Origin of the sequence: Oceanisphaera marina, from assembly GCF_014643915.1 — a bacterium.
Lineage (GTDB): Bacteria > Pseudomonadota > Gammaproteobacteria > Enterobacterales > Aeromonadaceae > Oceanimonas > Oceanimonas marina.
Genome location: NZ_BMKE01000017.1, coordinates 41,633 through 58,088, shown reverse-complemented (window position 1 = coordinate 58,088; position 16,456 = coordinate 41,633). Strand labels below are relative to the sequence as shown.

Below are 16,456 nucleotides of genomic sequence, written 5' to 3'. Positions count from 1 at the left end.
CCTCCGCCTCGTTAAGATGGCTATTTTTTAATAATCGGATATTACGGAAATACACTCATGACCCCCACCTCTTTCTCAGAAGATGATGATAATGCGCTCTTTAAAGCAGCGGTGCAGGGTGTCCGCAAAATAAAGCAGGATACCATAAGTCCGCATCGGGCGCCGGTCAAGGTGAAAGCCCAGCGGCAAATGGTACGCAAAGACAGGGCCGAAGCGCACCCTTTTTCTGATGTTTATGAGCCTTATCTGGATCAGGAAGGGCCCACGCGCTATCGCGACCCCGACACCTCGGCCTATGAATTGAAGAAACTGCGTCGTGGCGATTATGTGCCGGAGTTTTTTCTGGACTTGCACGGCCTGACTCAAGAGCAGGCCAAAGACGAGTTATCGGCGTTATTACTGGCAGCCAAACGCCAAAACGTGCAATGCGTGTCCATCATGCATGGGCATGGCAAACATGTGTTAAAGAAGAAGCTACCAATGTGGCTGGTGCAACACCCTCAGGTACTGGCCTTTCATCAGGCTACCCGCTCATGGGGCGGCGACGCTGCACTGCTGGTGTTACTGAGATTAGAGATATAACGAAATACCGAGCTTGGTGTATGTCTGTCGTTATACCGATATATTTCGAGATCCAGTCTGGTGTAGCAGTCAGCAAGATACCGGGGCAAGCCCGGTATGACAGCAGAAAAACGACGCTGAATTTTTTACTTCCGGCTTAAGGCTTATGGCTCTGTTTAAGCCGTTGCGCTCGGTATTTGCATCTGTGCAATCAAGCGGTTGATTTCCAGCACGGTTTCTTTGTGCCGTGCCTTGGCATTTTCGGGCATGACCAGCAAGCCCATGGTATAGCTGAACGCACCCCGGCCATGAATATAAAGGCGACCGCTGAAAAATCCCTTTACATGCTTGGCGATCAACAAAGGCTGATATTTGTGGAATATACGCATCTCGCACCTCTGCTTGTAATGTTGTCTTTAAAATGAAAACTAACCCAGGGATCTCAGGGCCTGAAAACGGTGCTGGTAATGGGGCTGAATATTATGCGGCCCCTCCAGCCAGTCGAATACCGCACCCTGTCCGGTGCCGAAAGACACTTTGGCAATGCCGGACGTAACAAAAATGGGTGCCATGGTTGCCGGGCACAGGCTTTCTACCAAAAAGCCCACTATCGGCATATGACTGACCACCAACAGGTTGCCCTCGGGATGCAAGTCGCCGTACGCCAGCAACAAACTGGCCGCTATATCGGCATCGGCATCGGGAGTCAGCTCGTCGCAGGTTTCTACCTGGCTGGCAGAAACATATTTTGATAACTGCTGCCAGGTCTGGCTGGTACGCAGATAAGGACTCACTAGCACACGATCGAACTTTGGCACCTGCGGTGCTAACCATTGCGCCATCAAGCAGACTTCATCCCTTCCCTGCTCGGTGAGCGGCCGCAATGCATCGGTAGATGCCTGTGCGGCTGCTTGCCCATGGCGCATGATAAAGATATTCATCTCCACCTCACTGTCAGGCGAACCCGCCTTTTTCATCGGCGGGCATCATACCCCTGCATCTGGTTGTGCTCAAGGATCTAGCTCACTCTTTAGCCATCGTTCTTTATTCATTTTATGCCGGCCACCGGCCTCTACTATCAAGACCTGCTTTCTCTCCATTAACTTACCTATAACATAAATCAGGTAACAAAAGTGAGTCTCATGCTCACTTATAGATCTTAGTCCGGTTTAACCATATCAGGGGAAGAAGATCGCGTAAAAGCCTATAGACGGCGAATGACAGCCAGATGACAACGACAAGGCAGAACCGGAATAAAGACAAAAAAAACTGGCCATTGGCCAGTAAAACTCACATTAGCTGCATGAAACAAGACAGGTGATGGATGACGTAAACGTTAGTGGTGACTGCCCCTAACACTGCATCAGCATACGCTTGCTGCCATGTAAAAAGATGACCTGGATCAATAAAAACCGGTTCAGCGCCGGCGTTTATCAAGCCATATCAAGAACAGACAGGCTCCGGCCGACAGGCCAATAAAACCCAGCAAAAACAACAGCGGCATGGCGGAATAGTCCCACACCTGTTGCAGTAACGTTTCTAATATACTCATGAATGCCTTGTAGAATTACGGTGACGAAAAGCACAGTTCAGGCGCGCAGCAAGCTATAATCAAGCCCTCGGGCACGCAACAATGACCAGCGTCGTTTGGCCATGAACAGTGGCAATACCGCCGGCCCAAACAGACAGCCCAGCAAGGCCCAACGCCGTGGTGGCAAGGCACTGTGCAACGCACCAATATAAAACATGCTGCCAAACACCGGAGCCGCTAAAGTTAAGATAAGGAACATATAAAACCCTCCTGATTGCGCAAGATTAACACAACTTTTATCGGCTTGGCAGCGTCGAACGCAGGATATGCCCGGCAAAGGAATGGACGAATAAGGTCAGAGTATTCGCCTGTATCCGTCAGATTCCGGCATATACAGGTTCCGTCTCGTTAACAACAATATCGCTATGCTTGAGTTTGAGCGCTCCCCTGCGCTTGCTTTTAAAAGACACAGGGCTAATAGTGGCTCAGACAGCAACAACCTGGTTGTACTGGTGGCATGATAATCACCGATGCCAAGGAGGTCAGAATGCCTTATCGAAATATTCTGGTGGCTCTGGAGCTGAATCACCGCGAAAAGCCATTATTGAAACGAGCAGTAGAATTGGCGGAATGCCATCAGGCCCGGCTGCATATCATTCATGTATCACCTGAGCTGGGAGGGGTGTACACCGGCAGCCTTAATATGGACTTGCGCCAGCTGAAAAATAAACTGCGGCTGGAAAACGGCCACGAAATCGTGCAAATGCTAAAGTGCGAACAGCACAATGCCAATACGATTTCGCTCCCCAATGGCGATATTCATCAGGCGGTGCAACAGGCGGTAAAAGAGCATCAGGCCGATTTGCTGATTTGTGGTCGTCAGCTTGAGCGCCCTTTCCTTGGGCACTTTTTTTCCAACTCTACCGGCTTTCTCGATATTAATGGCTGCGATTTGCTGGTGATCAAACTCTCCGAACATCACGACGCAAAAAAACCAGAAGTTTGAAGTACATCGCCTTATGACGATATAAGCCCAGTATTAACGAACGCAAAAACCTTGCTGGCGTAAAAAATCCAGCATAAAGGGTCGTGCTTCTTTGGCCAGGGTATCGCCTATTTGCCCCGTCCAGCTCATTTCCTTGTTGCCACCGGTGCGAGTGCGGTAATAGTGCTGCACCTGTTGGTCATAGTCTTGCATCTGCCGGGCATCAAACTCGCTCGGATAGTGATTTTCACAAAACATCAGGCTCGACGGTAACCGTGGCTTGGGTTCAGGGTCTTGTGCCGGATACCCCAGACACAGCCCAAACAGGGGAATCACGCCCTTCGGCAGCCGCAACAGGTCACATAATTCATGAGGCTGGTTACGCACCGCACCAATAAACACCCCTCCCAGTCCCAACGACTCGGCGGCGGTTAACGCATTCTGTCCCATTAGCGCGGTGTCGATGGCACCAATCAGCAACTGCTCGGCAAAGCCGGTTTTGGCCTCTGGCACCCACTGCAGATGGCGATGAAAGTCGGCGCAAAATACCCAGAATTCGGCGGCGCTGCCCACATACGCCTGGTTGCCGCACAGGGCCATCACCCGCTCTCTGAGGTTGGGGTCACTGATGCGAATAACGGCAGACGCCTGCAGAAAACTCGAACTGGAGGCCGCCTGGGCAGACGCCATAATGGCGTTGCGCTGCTCGTCACTCACGGTTTGCTCGGTAAACTGGCGAATGGATCTGTGCTGGCGCATTACGGTGATGGTGCTGGATGTAGCGGCGGACATGATTACCTCTTGCTGTCACTCTATGTGTATTATTACCTTAATGGAATTAAGTGCCAAATGGGAGACGCAGTGCGAGAAACTCAACACATAAAGCCCATGTCGCGTCACAACGGCTTAGCGCTGACAGTGGCAGGTTTGATACTGATGCCTGTGGTGCTGGCCGTGGGCTACTGGCTGGACGGCCAAGCTCGGTTGGTGTTGGTGTTTTTGTTTTTAGCCTGCATGATCATGTCGATATTGGGCGCCCTCAAACTGCGTGAGCCTCGTTACAGTTTTTCGCTGAGTGCCGAGCACCTGCATTTTCATCACAAAATAGGCGGCTGGAGTCTGCACTGGAGCAACATTATTCGTATTGATCAGGCGCGCTTGCACAGTGGGCTTAATTTGGAGGAGCTGCCCTATATCGGTATTAAAATCCGCGACTACGATGAATTGTTGCCCCTTATGACGCCGCGGATGGTGGTTCATCTGCTCACCGAGCAACGGCCGCTGTTGGCCATGGCGTTGCGCCACGGCGCCATCAGCCGCTACGAGCTGCAAGAGTGGTTGGTGGAAGACAGCCATTATCGCTCGTCCAAAGGGCAAGACTATCAGGGGTTGGCTGCCATGCTGGGCCACCGCATGACCCATTTACGGGATCTGTATGGTTACGACTTGCTTATTCACGAGTCGTCACTCGACCGTGACGCCCCCGAGTTTGTAACGCTGCTGCGTAGTTATTTGAATCCTTGAAGATATTAAGACATCGCGGTACGTTCAGCGCCGTACGCCATACGTTCAAGACCAACACCTGTTTGTCTTACAGCGTAAGGCGTAAAGTGTGTTTCACTGTGCCTTGTCCAGCTCTTCCTCCCACAGAATCACCCGACCTTCTGGCCAGACTTGATCAAGCTCTGCGTATTTTTTTTCCAGCAGATGGCGCTTTATTTTCAGGGTCGGCGTCATCAAATCGTTTTCAATGGTCCAGGGGGCCTGCATCACCAACATACCCGCCAGGCGCTGATGAGACTCCAGCTGCTGGTTAATCTGCTCGAACGTGGCAGCCAGCTGCTCGACTATTTTTCCTTTGTGGTGCAGATCAACGCCGTCTGCCAGCTGTACCAGCGCCAGCGGCTGTGCCAGGCCACTACCTATTACACAGCTTTGCTCTATGAGGGCATTTTCGGCCAGGCGGGTTTCAATGGGCACGGGCAGCACATATTTGCCTTTGGCGGTTTTAAACGCATCTTTAAGGCGCCCGGTAATACTGAGAAAGCCTTCACCGTCCAGTTTTCCCTGATCGCCGGTGTGTAACCAGCCATCTTGCAGTACCTGCTGCGTGGCGTCTTCCTGCTTGTAATAACCCCGCATCATGCCCGGGCAACGACAGAGAATTTCACCCTGCTCACTGATGCGAATATCCACATGTACTCCCCGCCTGCCCACCGTGCCCACCTTGTCGGAGCGATAGGGATAGTTAAGAGTAGAGTAAGCCAGATTTTCGGTCATGCCCCAGGCTTCGGTGATCGGCATGTCGAGCCGTTCGTACCAGCGCAGTAACGAGGGGGACACAGGTGCCGAGCCACACCCCAGAATGCGGGCGTCTTTCAGCCCCAAACCCGCACGGATCTTCTTTTTGACAAGCCCGGAAACAAACGGAATTTTCAGCAATATATCCAACTTGGGCTGGGAGAGTTTGTTCAGAATTCCGCTGCGAAAGTTGGTCCATAAGCGGGGCACAGAAATGAACACCGTCGGCGAGGTGTGACTGACATCCGAAATAAAGGTGTCCAGGCTTTGCACAAACCCCACCTGCATACCGCTGTACAAGCTGGAGCCCAGCACGTAAACCCGTTCGGTTATGTGTGACAGCGGCAGATAAGACACCACACGATCATGCTTATCCAGCGCCGTGGTGGTCACCACCCCTTGCGCGGCGGCGGCAAAAGCACCAAAGTCGATCATCACGCCTTTGGGTGCGCCCGTACTGCCCGAGGTATACACAATGGTCATCAACTGCTTGGGGCTGGGCACTGGCGGTAGAGTGATGGGTTCGTGCGCCAGCAGTGTTTTCCAATCATGCTGGCAGTCGAGGCTCGACGGATACGGCATGGCAATGCGGATGATGCCCTCGGGAATACCTGCTTCCTGAATGCCGGGATCGTCCAGCTTGCCGGTAATAATGGCCCGACTTTCGCTGTGCTCCAGCACATAACGCACCGTGTCTGCTCCCGCGGTAGGATAAATGGGCACGCTGATAAAACCGCCCATTTGCAGCGCAAAATCACAAATAAACCATTCGGCGCAGTTTTTGGACAGCAACGCCACTTTGTCTTCAGGCTCCAGCCCCAGGGCATACAAGCCAGCCACCAGGCGCGCAGCCTGATCCAGCACCTGAGACCAGGAAAAGGAATGCCAATGCCCGTCTTTTGGCTGGCGTAAGTAAACATCTTCGGGCTGACGCTCGGCTCGTTCGTAGAGCATGGCCAGCGGCAGCTTATCGGCGGTGTCAGTCATGGGCATCCTTGGCAGCTAAGAAGTTTCATATTCAATAGCATAGCCGAAACTGTTCACCGAGATACGCCCAGGTGATTGATGTATTTCACAAATAATCACCATGACTGTCAGGTCAGCTCAGCTCAATCGCACTTACCCTATCCCGACCGGCTGCTTTGGCCTGATATAACTGCGCATCGGCCGCCGCCAGCAAGGCCTCGGGGCTGGAATCCGCGCCGGGTATTTGAGTGGCAACACCAAGACTGATCGACACCAGGGGGCCGGCAGCCGAGTCCTGGTGCTTTATCTCCAGCGCCTTGACTGCCGCCCGCATCGCCTCCGCCCGCTGAATAGCACCCAGGCTATCGGTTTCGGGAAGAATACACACAAACTCTTCGCCACCGTAGCGCGCCACCAAGTCATGAGGCCTTCTCACCGTCTGAGTCAATACGCCAGCCACCGCCACCAGGCAGGCATCTCCCTGCTGGTGTCCGTAGGTGTCGTTGTATTGCTTGAACGAGTCCAAATCCAGCAACACCAACGACAAGGGATGCCCCTCGCGCTGACAGGCGCGCCAGCTGATAGCCAACTCTTCATCGAATTTTCGTCGATTGGCGACCTTGGTCAGACCGTCGATCATGGCAAAAGAGCGCAGCAGATCACTTTGCAGCTTCAACGCCAGATGGGTGCGTACCCGGGCCGAGACGATCACTGGATTGACCGGCTTGGTGATAAAATCCACCGCACCAATTTCAAAGCCCAAGGCTTCGTCGCCATCCTGATTTTGCGAGGTCACGAAAATAACCGGAATATCCCGAGTCCCCGGATCGGCCTTCAACCGGCGACACACCTCATGGCCGCTGATCCCCGGCATGACCACGTCCAGTAATATGATGTCCGGGCGTTGCTCCCGGCAAACGGTCATCGCCTGTTCGCCATCGGTGGCCATCAGCACCTCGAATTCACCCCGAAACACCTGATGCAGCACCCGTATGTTGACCGGCTGATCGTCCACAATCAGGATCCGTAGCGGGCCTACAGGATGGGGAAAGGCATCCAGTAATTGTGTCAGATTCATAACGCCTCCAATCGTTCACTTACTATCCTGCTCGCAGCGGCGAAATCAAGATTCTGGACGGCGGCAGTCAGTGATGGCCGCTGGTCATTCAATGACTCGAGTACCGAAACCGGCAGCCGCTCAAAGCAGTCAATGGCGTCCATATTCCCCGCCTCCAGCAGCGCCAGTAGCTGCTCGAGTTGTTCTTTGGGGCAGCCCCCCGTCGCTTCCTGGGTGTCAGGTATCGCCTCCACACTCGCCACTGGCTTGGCGGCCGTCACCTGCATGCTGACGGCTTCAAGCAAAGCCGCCCGCTCCTGCGCCAGCTGTGCTTTCAAGGCAGACAGAGCGGCGGCGTTCAACGAGGAAAAGGCCTGCTCCGTGTTCTGGTCGCGAAGCTGTTGCTCGAGCGCGGACAGGCGAGCAGCAAAGCTTGCCGCCCCCATGGTGCCCGCCGCCCCTCTGAAGGTATGCAGTGTCGCCGCTGCTGCCACCGGATCTCGCGCTCCAACATGGCGCTCCAGCTCATCAAACAAGGCGCCTGCTTCTTTCTCGAATCCGATCAGCAGTCGTTGGTACAAACCGGCATCGCCACCGAAACGACGGATAATAGCCGCGATGTTGTCGCCTGCCTCGACGTGGCTCTCTACCGCCCGCTCGACGACCAGACCGCCGGAGTTAGAGCAAAACGACAGTAACACGGCCACCAGTTGCTCTATATCCACCGGCTTGCCGATGTGCGCATTCATGCCCGCCGCCAGACAGGCTCGCTGATCTTCCATGCTCACATTGGCCGTCATCGCCAGTATCGGTAATTCCAGGCAGGCACCATGGGCCCTGATACGCCGGGTGGCTTCCAGACCATCGATATCGGGCATTTGCATGTCCATCAATACCATGTCGAACGCCGTCGGCGCCCCAACCACCTTGCTGACCCCTTCCAGCCCGCCTTCGGCCAGCTCGACAACGGCGCCTTCGCCGCGCAGTAATTCGGCGGCAACCTGGCGGTTGAGGGCATTATCTTCCACCACCAACAGGCGCAACCCTATGAGTCGTTGCCGTGAGGGAGCAGGAATGGCCTTATGCTCCGACGCCATCGTCTCTCCTGCCAAAGCTCGCTGCACTGTGCTGATCAGCTGTTGCGGCGTCACGGGTTTGGTAAGGAAGTCGGTAAAGGGCGGATTCGCCGTCTGCTGAGCTTGAGCCAGTTGTTCGCGACCATAGGCCGTGATCATGATAACGGTAGGCAGGTGCTCCTGAACCAGAGTCCGGATCTTCGTCGCCGCCTCCAGGCCGTTCATGTCCGGCATGGCCCAGTCCATCAGCACCAGGTCATAGTCATTGTTTTGTTGTACTTCCAGCAAGGCTTGCTGTCCGCTGTTGGCTGTACTCACTTGCCAGCCCTGCTGGCGGGCCACCCGGGCCAGAATGTCGGCCGATATGTGATGATCGTCCACCACCAGTACTCGCAGCGGCTGCTCGGATATCTCCGCCGTCACCAGCGGCTGCACTTCCTGTTCAAGACCCAGCATCACCTCAAACCAGAAGCAGCTTCCCTCGCCCAGGGTGCTGCTCACATGCAGCTCGGTCCCCATAAGCGCCAGCAGCCGTTTGCTGATCACCAGCCCAAGGCCGGTACCGCCAAAACGACGTGCAGTGGAAGCTTCCGCCTGATTGAACCCCTCGAGAATATAGTCGAGCTTGTCCTCGGCAATGCCGATACCGGTATCGATGACCTCTACCCGCAGTCGCACCCATTCCGGGCATCGACTCAGCTCACTGAGACGAATGACCACTTCTCCCTGCTCGGTGAACTTGATGGCGTTACCCGCCAGGTTGATCAGAACCTGCTGCAGTCGCAAGCGATCGCCAATCAGGCTGCCGGGCAGCGAGGGCGCAAAGTCGAACATCAGCTCGACCGGTTTGATGCCCAGGTTACCGGACAATACCACCGCCAGCTCCTGCATCAGATCTTCCAGCTCAAACGGGTGAGGCTCCAGCTGCAGTTTGCCAGCCTCGATTTTGGAGTAGTCGAGAATGTCGTTAAGCAGCCCCAGCAAGGAACGGGCGGCCTTGTAGGTCTTGGCGATGTAATCACTTTGCCGCTGATCCAGCGCCGTCTGCTGCACCAGCTGCAACATGCCCAGCACCGCATTCAGGGGGGTGCGAATTTCATGACTCATGTTGGAGAGAAAGGTCGACTTGGCGGCACTGGCTTCGTCGGCCCGGGCCTTGGCCTGGCGCAAGCCGGTTTCGAGTTCACGCTGGGGGGTGATATCGAGATTAATGCCCGTGATCCGAATGACCTGCCCTTCGGCATCGTGTTCGACCTGGGCACCCGCCTGTATATAGCGGATATCGCCATTGGGTAACCGCAGCCGAAACACCGGATCGTAAGAGGCAGTGCCCTTCATTGCTGCTTCCATGGCAGCAACGGCGTGATCTGCATCGTCTGGATGCAGTCGGGCATGCCAGTGCTCGTAGCCAAGCCCCTGTTTGCGCAGGCTCACCGGATAACCGTAAAGCTCGAACATCTTGTCGTTCCAGTCCAGCCTATTGTCCGCCAGCGTCCAGGTCCAGATACCCAGCCGGGCAATATCTGCCGCCATCAACAACTGATCCCGGGCCGCCGTCAGTTCGGCGGTCCGCAGGGCGATCTCGGCTTCCAGGCTGCTGTTGAGTTCAAGTACCCGTGCCTCGGCCTCTTTCTGACTGGTGATATCCCGTACCGTCTTCGAGGCCCCGATCACCTGGCCCGCGCTGTTAAGAATGGGCGAGACGGTAACAGACACAGGGAATCGACTGCCGTCTTGCCGCTGGCGAAGAGTTTCAAAATGGGGAATATGGTCGCCATTGCGAACCCGGGCAAGAATGCTGGCCTCTTCCTGTTGCCGGTCTTGCGGCACCACCAGGCGAGTCAACGGCTGACCGATTGCCACCGACGCGGGATAACCGAATAGCTGTTCTGCGCCCCGGTTCCAGCTGGTGATGACCCCATCGAGTGTCTTGCCGATGATGCCATCGATCGAGCTCTCGACGATGGCCGCCAGTCTGGCCTGCTCGTCCAATACCTGATGGCGGCGTTGTCGACTGAGATGAGTGGTGCCGATAAGCAAGGCCGCCAATAGGCTGATCAGCGCTCCCAGCAGGAAAAATTGCAGCGGCGAGCTTGGATTCAGGGCGGCAATAAAGGCAGGAGTCACGCTGAATCGCGACTCCCAGCGGCGACCGTACACCTCTAACTGAATAGTCTGGGTATAGGCAGACGGAGACGCGATGGCCTTGGAGTTACTGCTGTAGAAGCGTGTGCTTTCATCCTTCGAGGTCACATCAAACAATTCGAGTTGTGCAGCATCAACATCCAGATTCAGGCTAGACAACACCTCCTCCATCAGCAGGGGAGCATAGCTCCAGCCAATCGTCTGCTGCTCACGCTCGGCCTCGGTGGCCGGCGTTATGCCATTACGATAAACGGGCATCAGGATCAAAAAGGATTGCAGTGGCTTGCCGCTGGCCTGTACCAGGGTGATGGGCCCGCTTAGCCGAACTTTCCCGCTACGCATCGCCGCCTCTGCCGCGGCGCGGCGGGTTTTCTCCGAGCCGATATCCAGGCCGACCGCCTCGATATTGCGCTCCACGGGTTCAATATACTGGATAACATAACGTTCACTGTTATGAGCATTCAGCTCTCTGACGCGAAAATCCGGCCAGCCATTGGCGCGGGCCTGTTCGACAAACGCGTCGGTGCCGGCTTGCGACACCCGGCGAATAAAACCAAACCCCCGGGCACCGGGAAACTCTTGATCTATGTCTCGCGCCAGGCTGTACCGATGAAAAAGCTCCCGATTGAATTCATTATCTCCAGCGCTCAGCACGGCGCCACGAGCGCCGCGCAATCCATACTGGTAGAGTTCAAGCCGCTGGAGTACCGCGGTGTTGGCTCGCGCCGCGGCGTCGGCTACCGCCTTCTCGACTCGCTGCTCGTTACTCTGATGTAGTTGCCAGGCCAATAATATACTCACTACCAGTCCGACAATCAGGGTAAGCAATGACCAAGGATTTTTGATAAAACCAGGATGTAGCGTCAACGTATTGATTCCTTTCGCGTCAGACGTGCTGTATCGAGCGGGGCTTAGCCCGGCAGATACATGCGGAGCCTCGTTTGGATGTCTCTAATGTAGATGAATCGCTGCCGCATGAAAACCTCTAAAAAATGCAGCATGCCGGCATGAACTGCCTGAGATGAGATAATGAGATAAAATGACGGTGCTGAAACACAAAAAACCCGCTGATTGCTCAGCGGGTTTTTCTTGAATATGGCGGTGAGGGAGAGATTCGAACTCTCGATACGTTGCCGTATACACGCTTTCCAGGCGTGCTCCTTAAGCCACTCGGACACCTCACCAGATTTTTTGTTGCAATAACAGGCTATTGGCTTGTTCAGCGGGGCGTATAGTAGGCAAGCGACGGCGCGGGTGCAATCTTTTTTTGCCATCACATAACTGGTTGCGCAATATTACGCCATTATGGTGCTGTTCTCGGCCCTTACCGTAGAGACAGGCGACGACTGGCGGCGGTTCTGGCATAATGGCCGCCCAGTTTTTCAGGCACTATAGGACGATAATGACGGCAACAGCAGCTTTAACTCAGCTTAACGAGCGCTTTCGGGGCTATTACCCTGTGGTAATCGACGTGGAAACCGGCGGTTTTAATGCCAAAACAGATGCGTTGCTCGAAATTGCCGCTATTACCCTGAAAATGGATAAAGACGGTTGGCTGATACCCGATCAGACGTTCCATTTTAATGTATCCCCTTTCGAGGGCGCCAATCTGGAGCCCGCCGCCCTGGCGTTTACCGGTATCGATCCTCATAGTGCCCTGCGCGGCGCGGTAACCGAACGCGAAGCCCTGGAGCAGATCTTCAAGGGCATACGCAAAGGGCTCAAGGCCAACAAGTGCCAGCGCGCCATTATTGTGGCCCACAACGCCTCTTTTGATCATGGCTTTGTGATGGCGGCCGCCGAACGTGCCGATATCAAGCGCAATCCGTTTCACCCTTTTGCCACCTTTGACACCGCCAGTCTGGCGGGCCTGGCTCTGGGGCAAACCGTACTGGCCAAGGCCTGCAAAGCCGCCGGCATGGAGTTTGACAATAAAGAAGCGCACAGCGCCCTGTACGACACGCAAAAAACCACCGAGTTATTCTGCCGGATCGTCAATCGTTGGAAGGCGCTGGGTGGCTGGCCACTGGCGCCGGTTGAAAACGATCAGGCGCCTCAACAAGATCAGCCTGTTGATAACTCGGCCAGTCGCGCCCTTTAATCTTTACCGGGATAATCTATTAACGGCAGCGTCTGACGCTGCCGTTGGTATTGATGGTGCCCTATCACGCCTGAGCCCGTTTCTGGTTCGTTACCTCCTCGGAGAGGTGCCCGGTTCTCACCCAGAGTCGGGTTTGGGGTGCCAGCTGCAAGTCTGGCTCACTGCCCGGGGCAAACCTAAACCAGCTTAACGCCGCATAACTGGCGTCACCTTGCTGCACATCGCCTTCCAACACCAACAGCTCTAATCCGCCTTTATAACAACAGGCCGGAAATACGCCACCCTCGGGAAAATGCAGCACACTGGTATGCACCCCCTTATGCTGATGCAACGGCAAACGGCGATATCCTTTATGGCCGGTTATCCATAATCCCTGCTCTGGCAGCACCTTGATCCACTTGTCATCGTCTGGCGAGAACTGGTTCAATTTCACAAAAATCGTGCAGCCATCCCGGGTAAAAGAACGATGACGGCTGCCCGGAGGATTACGAACATAAGAGCCGGCAGGGTAATCACCACTTTCATCCGAAAAGGTCCCTTCCAGCACCCAGAATTCTTCACCCAGAGGATGAAGATGCTCGGGAAAATACGAGTCGGGCTCAAAACGTACCAGGCTGGTGACATGACCACTTTCTGCCTGCTCGCGTTCAATAGGATAGCGCCATACACCCGACGCTGGTGAAGATTGCCAGCGGTCGGCATCGTAGCGAAGGGAAAGGGATTGGGAGAAATTCATATTCAGCATCGGTTCGTGTCCCGACAGACGAGGGGGACACCATATTCCCCCGCCCTCGCCTGCGGGTCAAGCCTGAAAAGCAGCTGGAAGCTTTCAGCGATAAGCCGGCAGAAAAACACCGAACCTGCCGACTCGGTGCTGATGATTAACTTTCCCCGAGTGCTTTTGTGTATTGCGTGGCTAAAACCTTGGAAACCATTCTGCTCCGCAGAACCTGCAGCTAAAGCGCAGGGCTACAAAAGACAGCGTGTATTTTTAGCCAAGCGCTTGGTGCTGAAAGCTGTTTTTATCTTTTACTGACAGCTGATGGCTGACCGCTGTGCAGTCATAGCGATACTGGTCGCCGTCGGGCACGAAAGTGAGGCGGTGGCTGATGCAGCCGGGGGCGTCTTGCTCGTGATGCGAGACAAACAGCAACTGGGTGCTGCCCTCGGCGACCAGCAAGTCGATCCAGCGTTTTACCCAGTGGCGGTTGAAGCTGTCCAGGCCTTGCAGCGGCTCGTCGAGGATCAGGATAGGCGGATGCTTGACCATGGCGCGGGCAATCAGCAACAGCCGCTGCTGGCCATAAGATAAATGACGAAACGGCTCGTTGGCCAGGTGCGCCATGCCCAACAGCGTCAGCCACTGCTCGACCAGTGCCAGCTGGGTGCTGCCCGGCTGCTGATACACGCCGATAGAGTCGAAAAATCCCGACAGAATCACTGCCTTGGGAGTCGCCGTAACGCGATAGTCCTGCTGCATACTGGTGCTCACATAACCAATGTGCTGCTTGATATCCCAGATGCTTTCGCCGCTGCCTCTCTTGTGCCCGAACAAGGTCAGATCGTTGCTGTACCCCTGAGGATGGTCGCCGGTGACCAGGCTTAACAGCGTCGACTTGCCGGCACCATTGGGGCCGATGATCTGCCAGTGCTGCCCGGGATCCACCTGCCAGTTCAAACCGGTTAAAATACGCTTGTCGCCATAGCTGACCTGTATGTCACGCATCACAATACGAGGCGTGTCGACATCCAGGGCGCGGCGCTCGGCATCCGGGTCGGCGGGTGGCAAGGCCTGGGTCGCGGCTTCCATGGCCGCCAGATGGCTTAATTGCAGCAGCTCGGCCGAGGCGGCAATCTCGGCACGCGGCCCGGCAAGGCTAAGCTCACATTCGGCTAACAGGCCCAGCCGATCACTGAACTCGGGCAGCTCTTCCAATCGGTTTACAATCAACACCAGGGTTTGCCCGGCCGTGACCAGTTCCTGCAACAGGCTCATGAGCCCCGCATGGGCGCCCACATCCAGTCCGTCGAAGGGTTCATCCAGGATCAGCAACTCGGGGTGTTGCAGCAAGGCGCGGCACAACAGAACTTTGCGCGTTTCGCCGGTAGACAGATAACGAAAGCCACGATCCAGCAGCGTGGTAATGCCAAAACGCTCGGCCAGTGCCGCCAGCTCGGCAGGATCACCGCCCTGTTCCAGCATGATTTGCCGTGCGGTGTGGCCCTGATCTTCATAATCGAGCAAGTCACTTTCGTCTTCTTCCCGCTCGCGGTCGGCCAACTGTTGCAGTTGTTCAAACGACACCCACTCGGTGCGCGTGAAACCGTTTTCCGACGCCCCCTGCAGCAACTTGAGCTCACCGGCCAGGGCGCGAGCCAGTGCGGTTTTGCCACTGCCATTGGCACCCACAAAGCTCCAGCACTGCCCGGCGTGCAGCTCGAGTTGCTTGATACGCAAACTGTGCTGTTCGCTAATGGCAAAATGGGCGTTACTGATACAAATAGCAGTCATGGGAGCTGAATTCCTTTTCCATAATGAGACAAAGCCGACATCATTAACAACCCAGCGCTGCGATGCAAGAGGACGTCCGATAAAAATGCGCGTCTTAAATGTGAGCCAGCGCGCAACTAAAGGGGCAGAAACAGGCTAACGTTTAGGTGTTGTCTTTAATCGAGGAGTTGACTATGCGCTATCATCCGGACCTGCTCAACGAACTGAATTTTCTGCTCAATTTCAATCTGGACACTACTCAGCAAGGGCTCAAGGTACACAAAAATGCCGATCCCGAAGTCATAGCGGCGGCGAAATCCCTGCATGAAAAAGGCTTGATCACCATGAACGATGGCGGTTACCTGACCGATCTGGGCCGGGAAGCCAGTGAGCATGCCCAGGCACTGCTTACCCTGCTGCGTGAACCGCAAACGGCATAACCCTGCGGGGTGCGTCAGCCTTAGGCTATCAAGGGGCAGTTAGAAAATCACCGATAACCAGAATCAAAAATGCCGGCATAAGCCGGCATTTTTATATTACTCAGTTAATCTGAAACGTATTAACGCTTCAGGTCACCTGCGTTTTCAGTCAGGTACTTGGCCACACCTTCGGTAGAAGCCTGCATGCCTTTTTTGCCTTTTTCCCACTGTGCAGGACATACTTCGCCGTGCTCTTCGTGGAACTGCAGCGCGTCAACCATGCGCAGCATTTCGTCGATGTTACGACCCAGAGGCAGATCATTTACTACCTGGTGACGAACCTGGCCGTTGTTGTCGATCAGGAAAGAGCCACGGAAAGCCACACCGGCTTCTGGATGCTCAACGTCGTATGCTTTACAGATATCGTGCTTAACGTCGGCAACCAGCGGGTATTTCACCTGGCCAATACCGCCGTTTTCAACACTGGTGTTACGCCATGCGTTGTGGCTGAACTGAGAGTCGATGGACACGCCGATCACTTCTACGCCGCGCTTTTGAAACTCTTCAAAGCGATCATCAAAGGCGATCAGCTCGGAAGGACATACGAAGGTGAAGTCCAGCGGGTAGAAGAACAGCACGGCTGCTTTACCTTTGGTGAACTCTTTCAGGTTGAAGTTTTCAACGATTTCGCCATTGCCCAGTACAGCTGCAGCAGTGAAGTCTGGGGCCTGACGGCCTACCAATACGCTCATGTCTATCTCCTTGGTAATTACACTAATGGGTTTGCAACAAACCACGTCGTTCGACTTGTTAGTATATGGGC

Annotated in this window: 16 protein-coding genes and 1 tRNA gene; 5 read left to right on the top strand and 12 right to left on the bottom strand. The window is 55.0% G+C overall.

Translation table 11 applies throughout. The features are described 5' to 3' along the window. The first annotated feature begins 57 nt into the window (after positions 1-57). Entirely contained in the window at positions 58-582 is a 525-nt protein-coding gene (gene smrB / locus IEW52_RS11080; protein ID WP_188630141.1) for an endonuclease SmrB, read from the top strand. A gap of 155 nt (positions 583-737) precedes the next feature. Here smrB and IEW52_RS11075 read toward each other — a convergent pair whose 3' ends face one another. The 4 genes from IEW52_RS11075 to IEW52_RS11060 all read right to left on the bottom strand — a co-directional run bounded on the left by IEW52_RS11075 (position 738) and on the right by IEW52_RS11060 (position 2,351). Further along, positions 738-950: a DUF1107 domain-containing protein gene (locus IEW52_RS11075; protein WP_188630140.1), complete on the bottom strand. Its 213-nt coding sequence runs from the start codon at positions 948-950 to the stop codon at positions 738-740. A 39-nt stretch (positions 951-989) separates the two neighbouring features. Further along, positions 990-1,502, bottom strand: a complete 513-nt coding sequence (gene sixA / locus IEW52_RS11070; RefSeq protein ID WP_188630139.1) for a phosphohistidine phosphatase SixA — start codon at positions 1,500-1,502, stop codon at positions 990-992. 476 nt (positions 1,503-1,978) lie between these two features. Further along, positions 1,979-2,113, bottom strand: coding sequence for a DUF2374 family protein (locus IEW52_RS11065; RefSeq protein WP_188630138.1), 135 nt, complete (start codon positions 2,111-2,113; stop codon positions 1,979-1,981). Between the two features lie 37 nt (positions 2,114-2,150). After that, on the bottom strand, positions 2,151-2,351 hold the full coding sequence (locus tag IEW52_RS11060) for a hypothetical protein (protein WP_188630137.1): 201 nt from the start codon (positions 2,349-2,351) through the stop codon (positions 2,151-2,153). 288 nt (positions 2,352-2,639) lie between these two features. Between IEW52_RS11060 and IEW52_RS11055 the strand changes: the two genes are divergently transcribed. Beyond that, on the top strand, positions 2,640-3,098 hold the full coding sequence (locus IEW52_RS11055; protein ID WP_188630136.1) for a universal stress protein: 459 nt from the start codon (positions 2,640-2,642) through the stop codon (positions 3,096-3,098). 33 nt (positions 3,099-3,131) lie between these two features. On the opposite strand, the gene nfsA is transcribed toward IEW52_RS11055, so the two are convergent. Beyond that, the gene (gene nfsA / locus IEW52_RS11050; protein WP_188630135.1) at positions 3,132-3,869 is read right to left on the bottom strand and encodes an oxygen-insensitive NADPH nitroreductase; all 738 of its coding nucleotides are present in this window, start codon (positions 3,867-3,869) and stop codon (positions 3,132-3,134) included. Between the two features lie 69 nt (positions 3,870-3,938). Between nfsA and IEW52_RS11045 the strand changes: the two genes are divergently transcribed. Then, entirely contained in the window at positions 3,939-4,601 is a 663-nt protein-coding gene (locus IEW52_RS11045) for a DUF2982 domain-containing protein (protein ID WP_229667909.1), read from the top strand. A gap of 93 nt (positions 4,602-4,694) precedes the next feature. On the opposite strand, the gene IEW52_RS11040 is transcribed toward IEW52_RS11045, so the two are convergent. From IEW52_RS11040 to IEW52_RS11025, 4 genes are all read right to left on the bottom strand, one after another. After that, positions 4,695-6,365, bottom strand: coding sequence for an AMP-binding protein (locus tag IEW52_RS11040; protein ID WP_188630133.1), 1,671 nt, complete (start codon positions 6,363-6,365; stop codon positions 4,695-4,697). Between the two features lie 112 nt (positions 6,366-6,477). Further along, positions 6,478-7,422: a diguanylate cyclase domain-containing protein gene (locus IEW52_RS11035; protein WP_188630132.1), complete on the bottom strand. Its 945-nt coding sequence runs from the start codon at positions 7,420-7,422 to the stop codon at positions 6,478-6,480. Continuing rightward, positions 7,419-11,489 carry a CHASE domain-containing protein gene (locus tag IEW52_RS11030; RefSeq protein ID WP_188630131.1) on the bottom strand — a complete coding sequence of 1,357 codons (4,071 nt, stop codon included), beginning with the start codon at positions 11,487-11,489 and terminating at the stop codon, positions 7,419-7,421. The genes IEW52_RS11035 and IEW52_RS11030 overlap by 4 nt, the downstream gene beginning before the upstream one ends. Positions 11,490-11,718: 229 nt before the next feature. Continuing rightward, positions 11,719-11,806: transfer RNA gene (locus tag IEW52_RS11025), tRNA-Ser, on the bottom strand. A 218-nt stretch (positions 11,807-12,024) separates the two neighbouring features. On the opposite strand from IEW52_RS11025, the gene rnt reads away from it, so the two are divergent. Beyond that, a complete protein-coding gene (rnt, locus tag IEW52_RS11020; protein ID WP_188630130.1) occupies positions 12,025-12,723 on the top strand; it encodes a ribonuclease T in 699 nt (232 codons plus the stop codon). Positions 12,724-12,787: 64 nt separating this feature from the next. On the opposite strand, the gene IEW52_RS11015 is transcribed toward rnt, so the two are convergent. Together IEW52_RS11015 and modF are read right to left on the bottom strand one after the other, a co-directional pair. Then, positions 12,788-13,468, bottom strand: a complete 681-nt coding sequence (locus IEW52_RS11015; RefSeq protein WP_188630129.1) for a cupin domain-containing protein — start codon at positions 13,466-13,468, stop codon at positions 12,788-12,790. 246 nt (positions 13,469-13,714) lie between these two features. After that, on the bottom strand, positions 13,715-15,235 hold the full coding sequence (modF, locus tag IEW52_RS11010) for a molybdate ABC transporter ATP-binding protein ModF (RefSeq protein WP_188630128.1): 1,521 nt from the start codon (positions 15,233-15,235) through the stop codon (positions 13,715-13,717). 173 nt (positions 15,236-15,408) lie between these two features. Between modF and IEW52_RS11005 the strand changes: the two genes are divergently transcribed. Then, positions 15,409-15,654: a TIGR02647 family protein gene (locus tag IEW52_RS11005; protein ID WP_188630127.1), complete on the top strand. Its 246-nt coding sequence runs from the start codon at positions 15,409-15,411 to the stop codon at positions 15,652-15,654. Between the two features lie 119 nt (positions 15,655-15,773). Here the strand turns inward: IEW52_RS11005 and IEW52_RS11000 are convergent, their stop codons facing one another. Further along, complete coding sequence (locus tag IEW52_RS11000; protein WP_188630126.1) at positions 15,774-16,385, bottom strand: peroxiredoxin C; 612 nt, start codon at positions 16,383-16,385, stop codon at positions 15,774-15,776. Between the last annotated feature and the right edge of the window lie 71 nt (positions 16,386-16,456).

Bases quoted from the DNA above. Each gene is read 5' to 3' on its own strand.
- IEW52_RS11055 (WP_188630136.1), top strand. From the start codon at position 2,640: ATGCCTTATCGAAATATTCTGGTGGCTCTGGAGCTGAATCACCGCGAA.
- IEW52_RS11040 (WP_188630133.1), bottom strand. From the start codon at position 6,365: ATGACTGACACCGCCGATAAGCTGCCGCTGGCCATGCTCTACGAACGA.
- nfsA (WP_188630135.1), bottom strand. From the start codon at position 3,869: ATGTCCGCCGCTACATCCAGCACCATCACCGTAATGCGCCAGCACAGA.
- smrB (WP_188630141.1), top strand. From the start codon at position 58: ATGACCCCCACCTCTTTCTCAGAAGATGATGATAATGCGCTCTTTAAA.
- rnt (WP_188630130.1), top strand. From the start codon at position 12,025: ATGACGGCAACAGCAGCTTTAACTCAGCTTAACGAGCGCTTTCGGGGC.
- IEW52_RS11065 (WP_188630138.1), bottom strand. From the start codon at position 2,113: ATGAGTATATTAGAAACGTTACTGCAACAGGTGTGGGACTATTCCGCC.
- modF (WP_188630128.1), bottom strand. From the start codon at position 15,235: ATGACTGCTATTTGTATCAGTAACGCCCATTTTGCCATTAGCGAACAG.
- IEW52_RS11005 (WP_188630127.1), top strand. From the start codon at position 15,409: ATGCGCTATCATCCGGACCTGCTCAACGAACTGAATTTTCTGCTCAAT.
- IEW52_RS11035 (WP_188630132.1), bottom strand. From the start codon at position 7,422: ATGAATCTGACACAATTACTGGATGCCTTTCCCCATCCTGTAGGCCCG.
- IEW52_RS11060 (WP_188630137.1), bottom strand. From the start codon at position 2,351: ATGTTCCTTATCTTAACTTTAGCGGCTCCGGTGTTTGGCAGCATGTTT.
- IEW52_RS11000 (WP_188630126.1), bottom strand. From the start codon at position 16,385: ATGAGCGTATTGGTAGGCCGTCAGGCCCCAGACTTCACTGCTGCAGCT.
- IEW52_RS11015 (WP_188630129.1), bottom strand. From the start codon at position 13,468: ATGCTGAATATGAATTTCTCCCAATCCCTTTCCCTTCGCTACGATGCC.
- sixA (WP_188630139.1), bottom strand. From the start codon at position 1,502: ATGAATATCTTTATCATGCGCCATGGGCAAGCAGCCGCACAGGCATCT.
- IEW52_RS11075 (WP_188630140.1), bottom strand. From the start codon at position 950: ATGCGTATATTCCACAAATATCAGCCTTTGTTGATCGCCAAGCATGTA.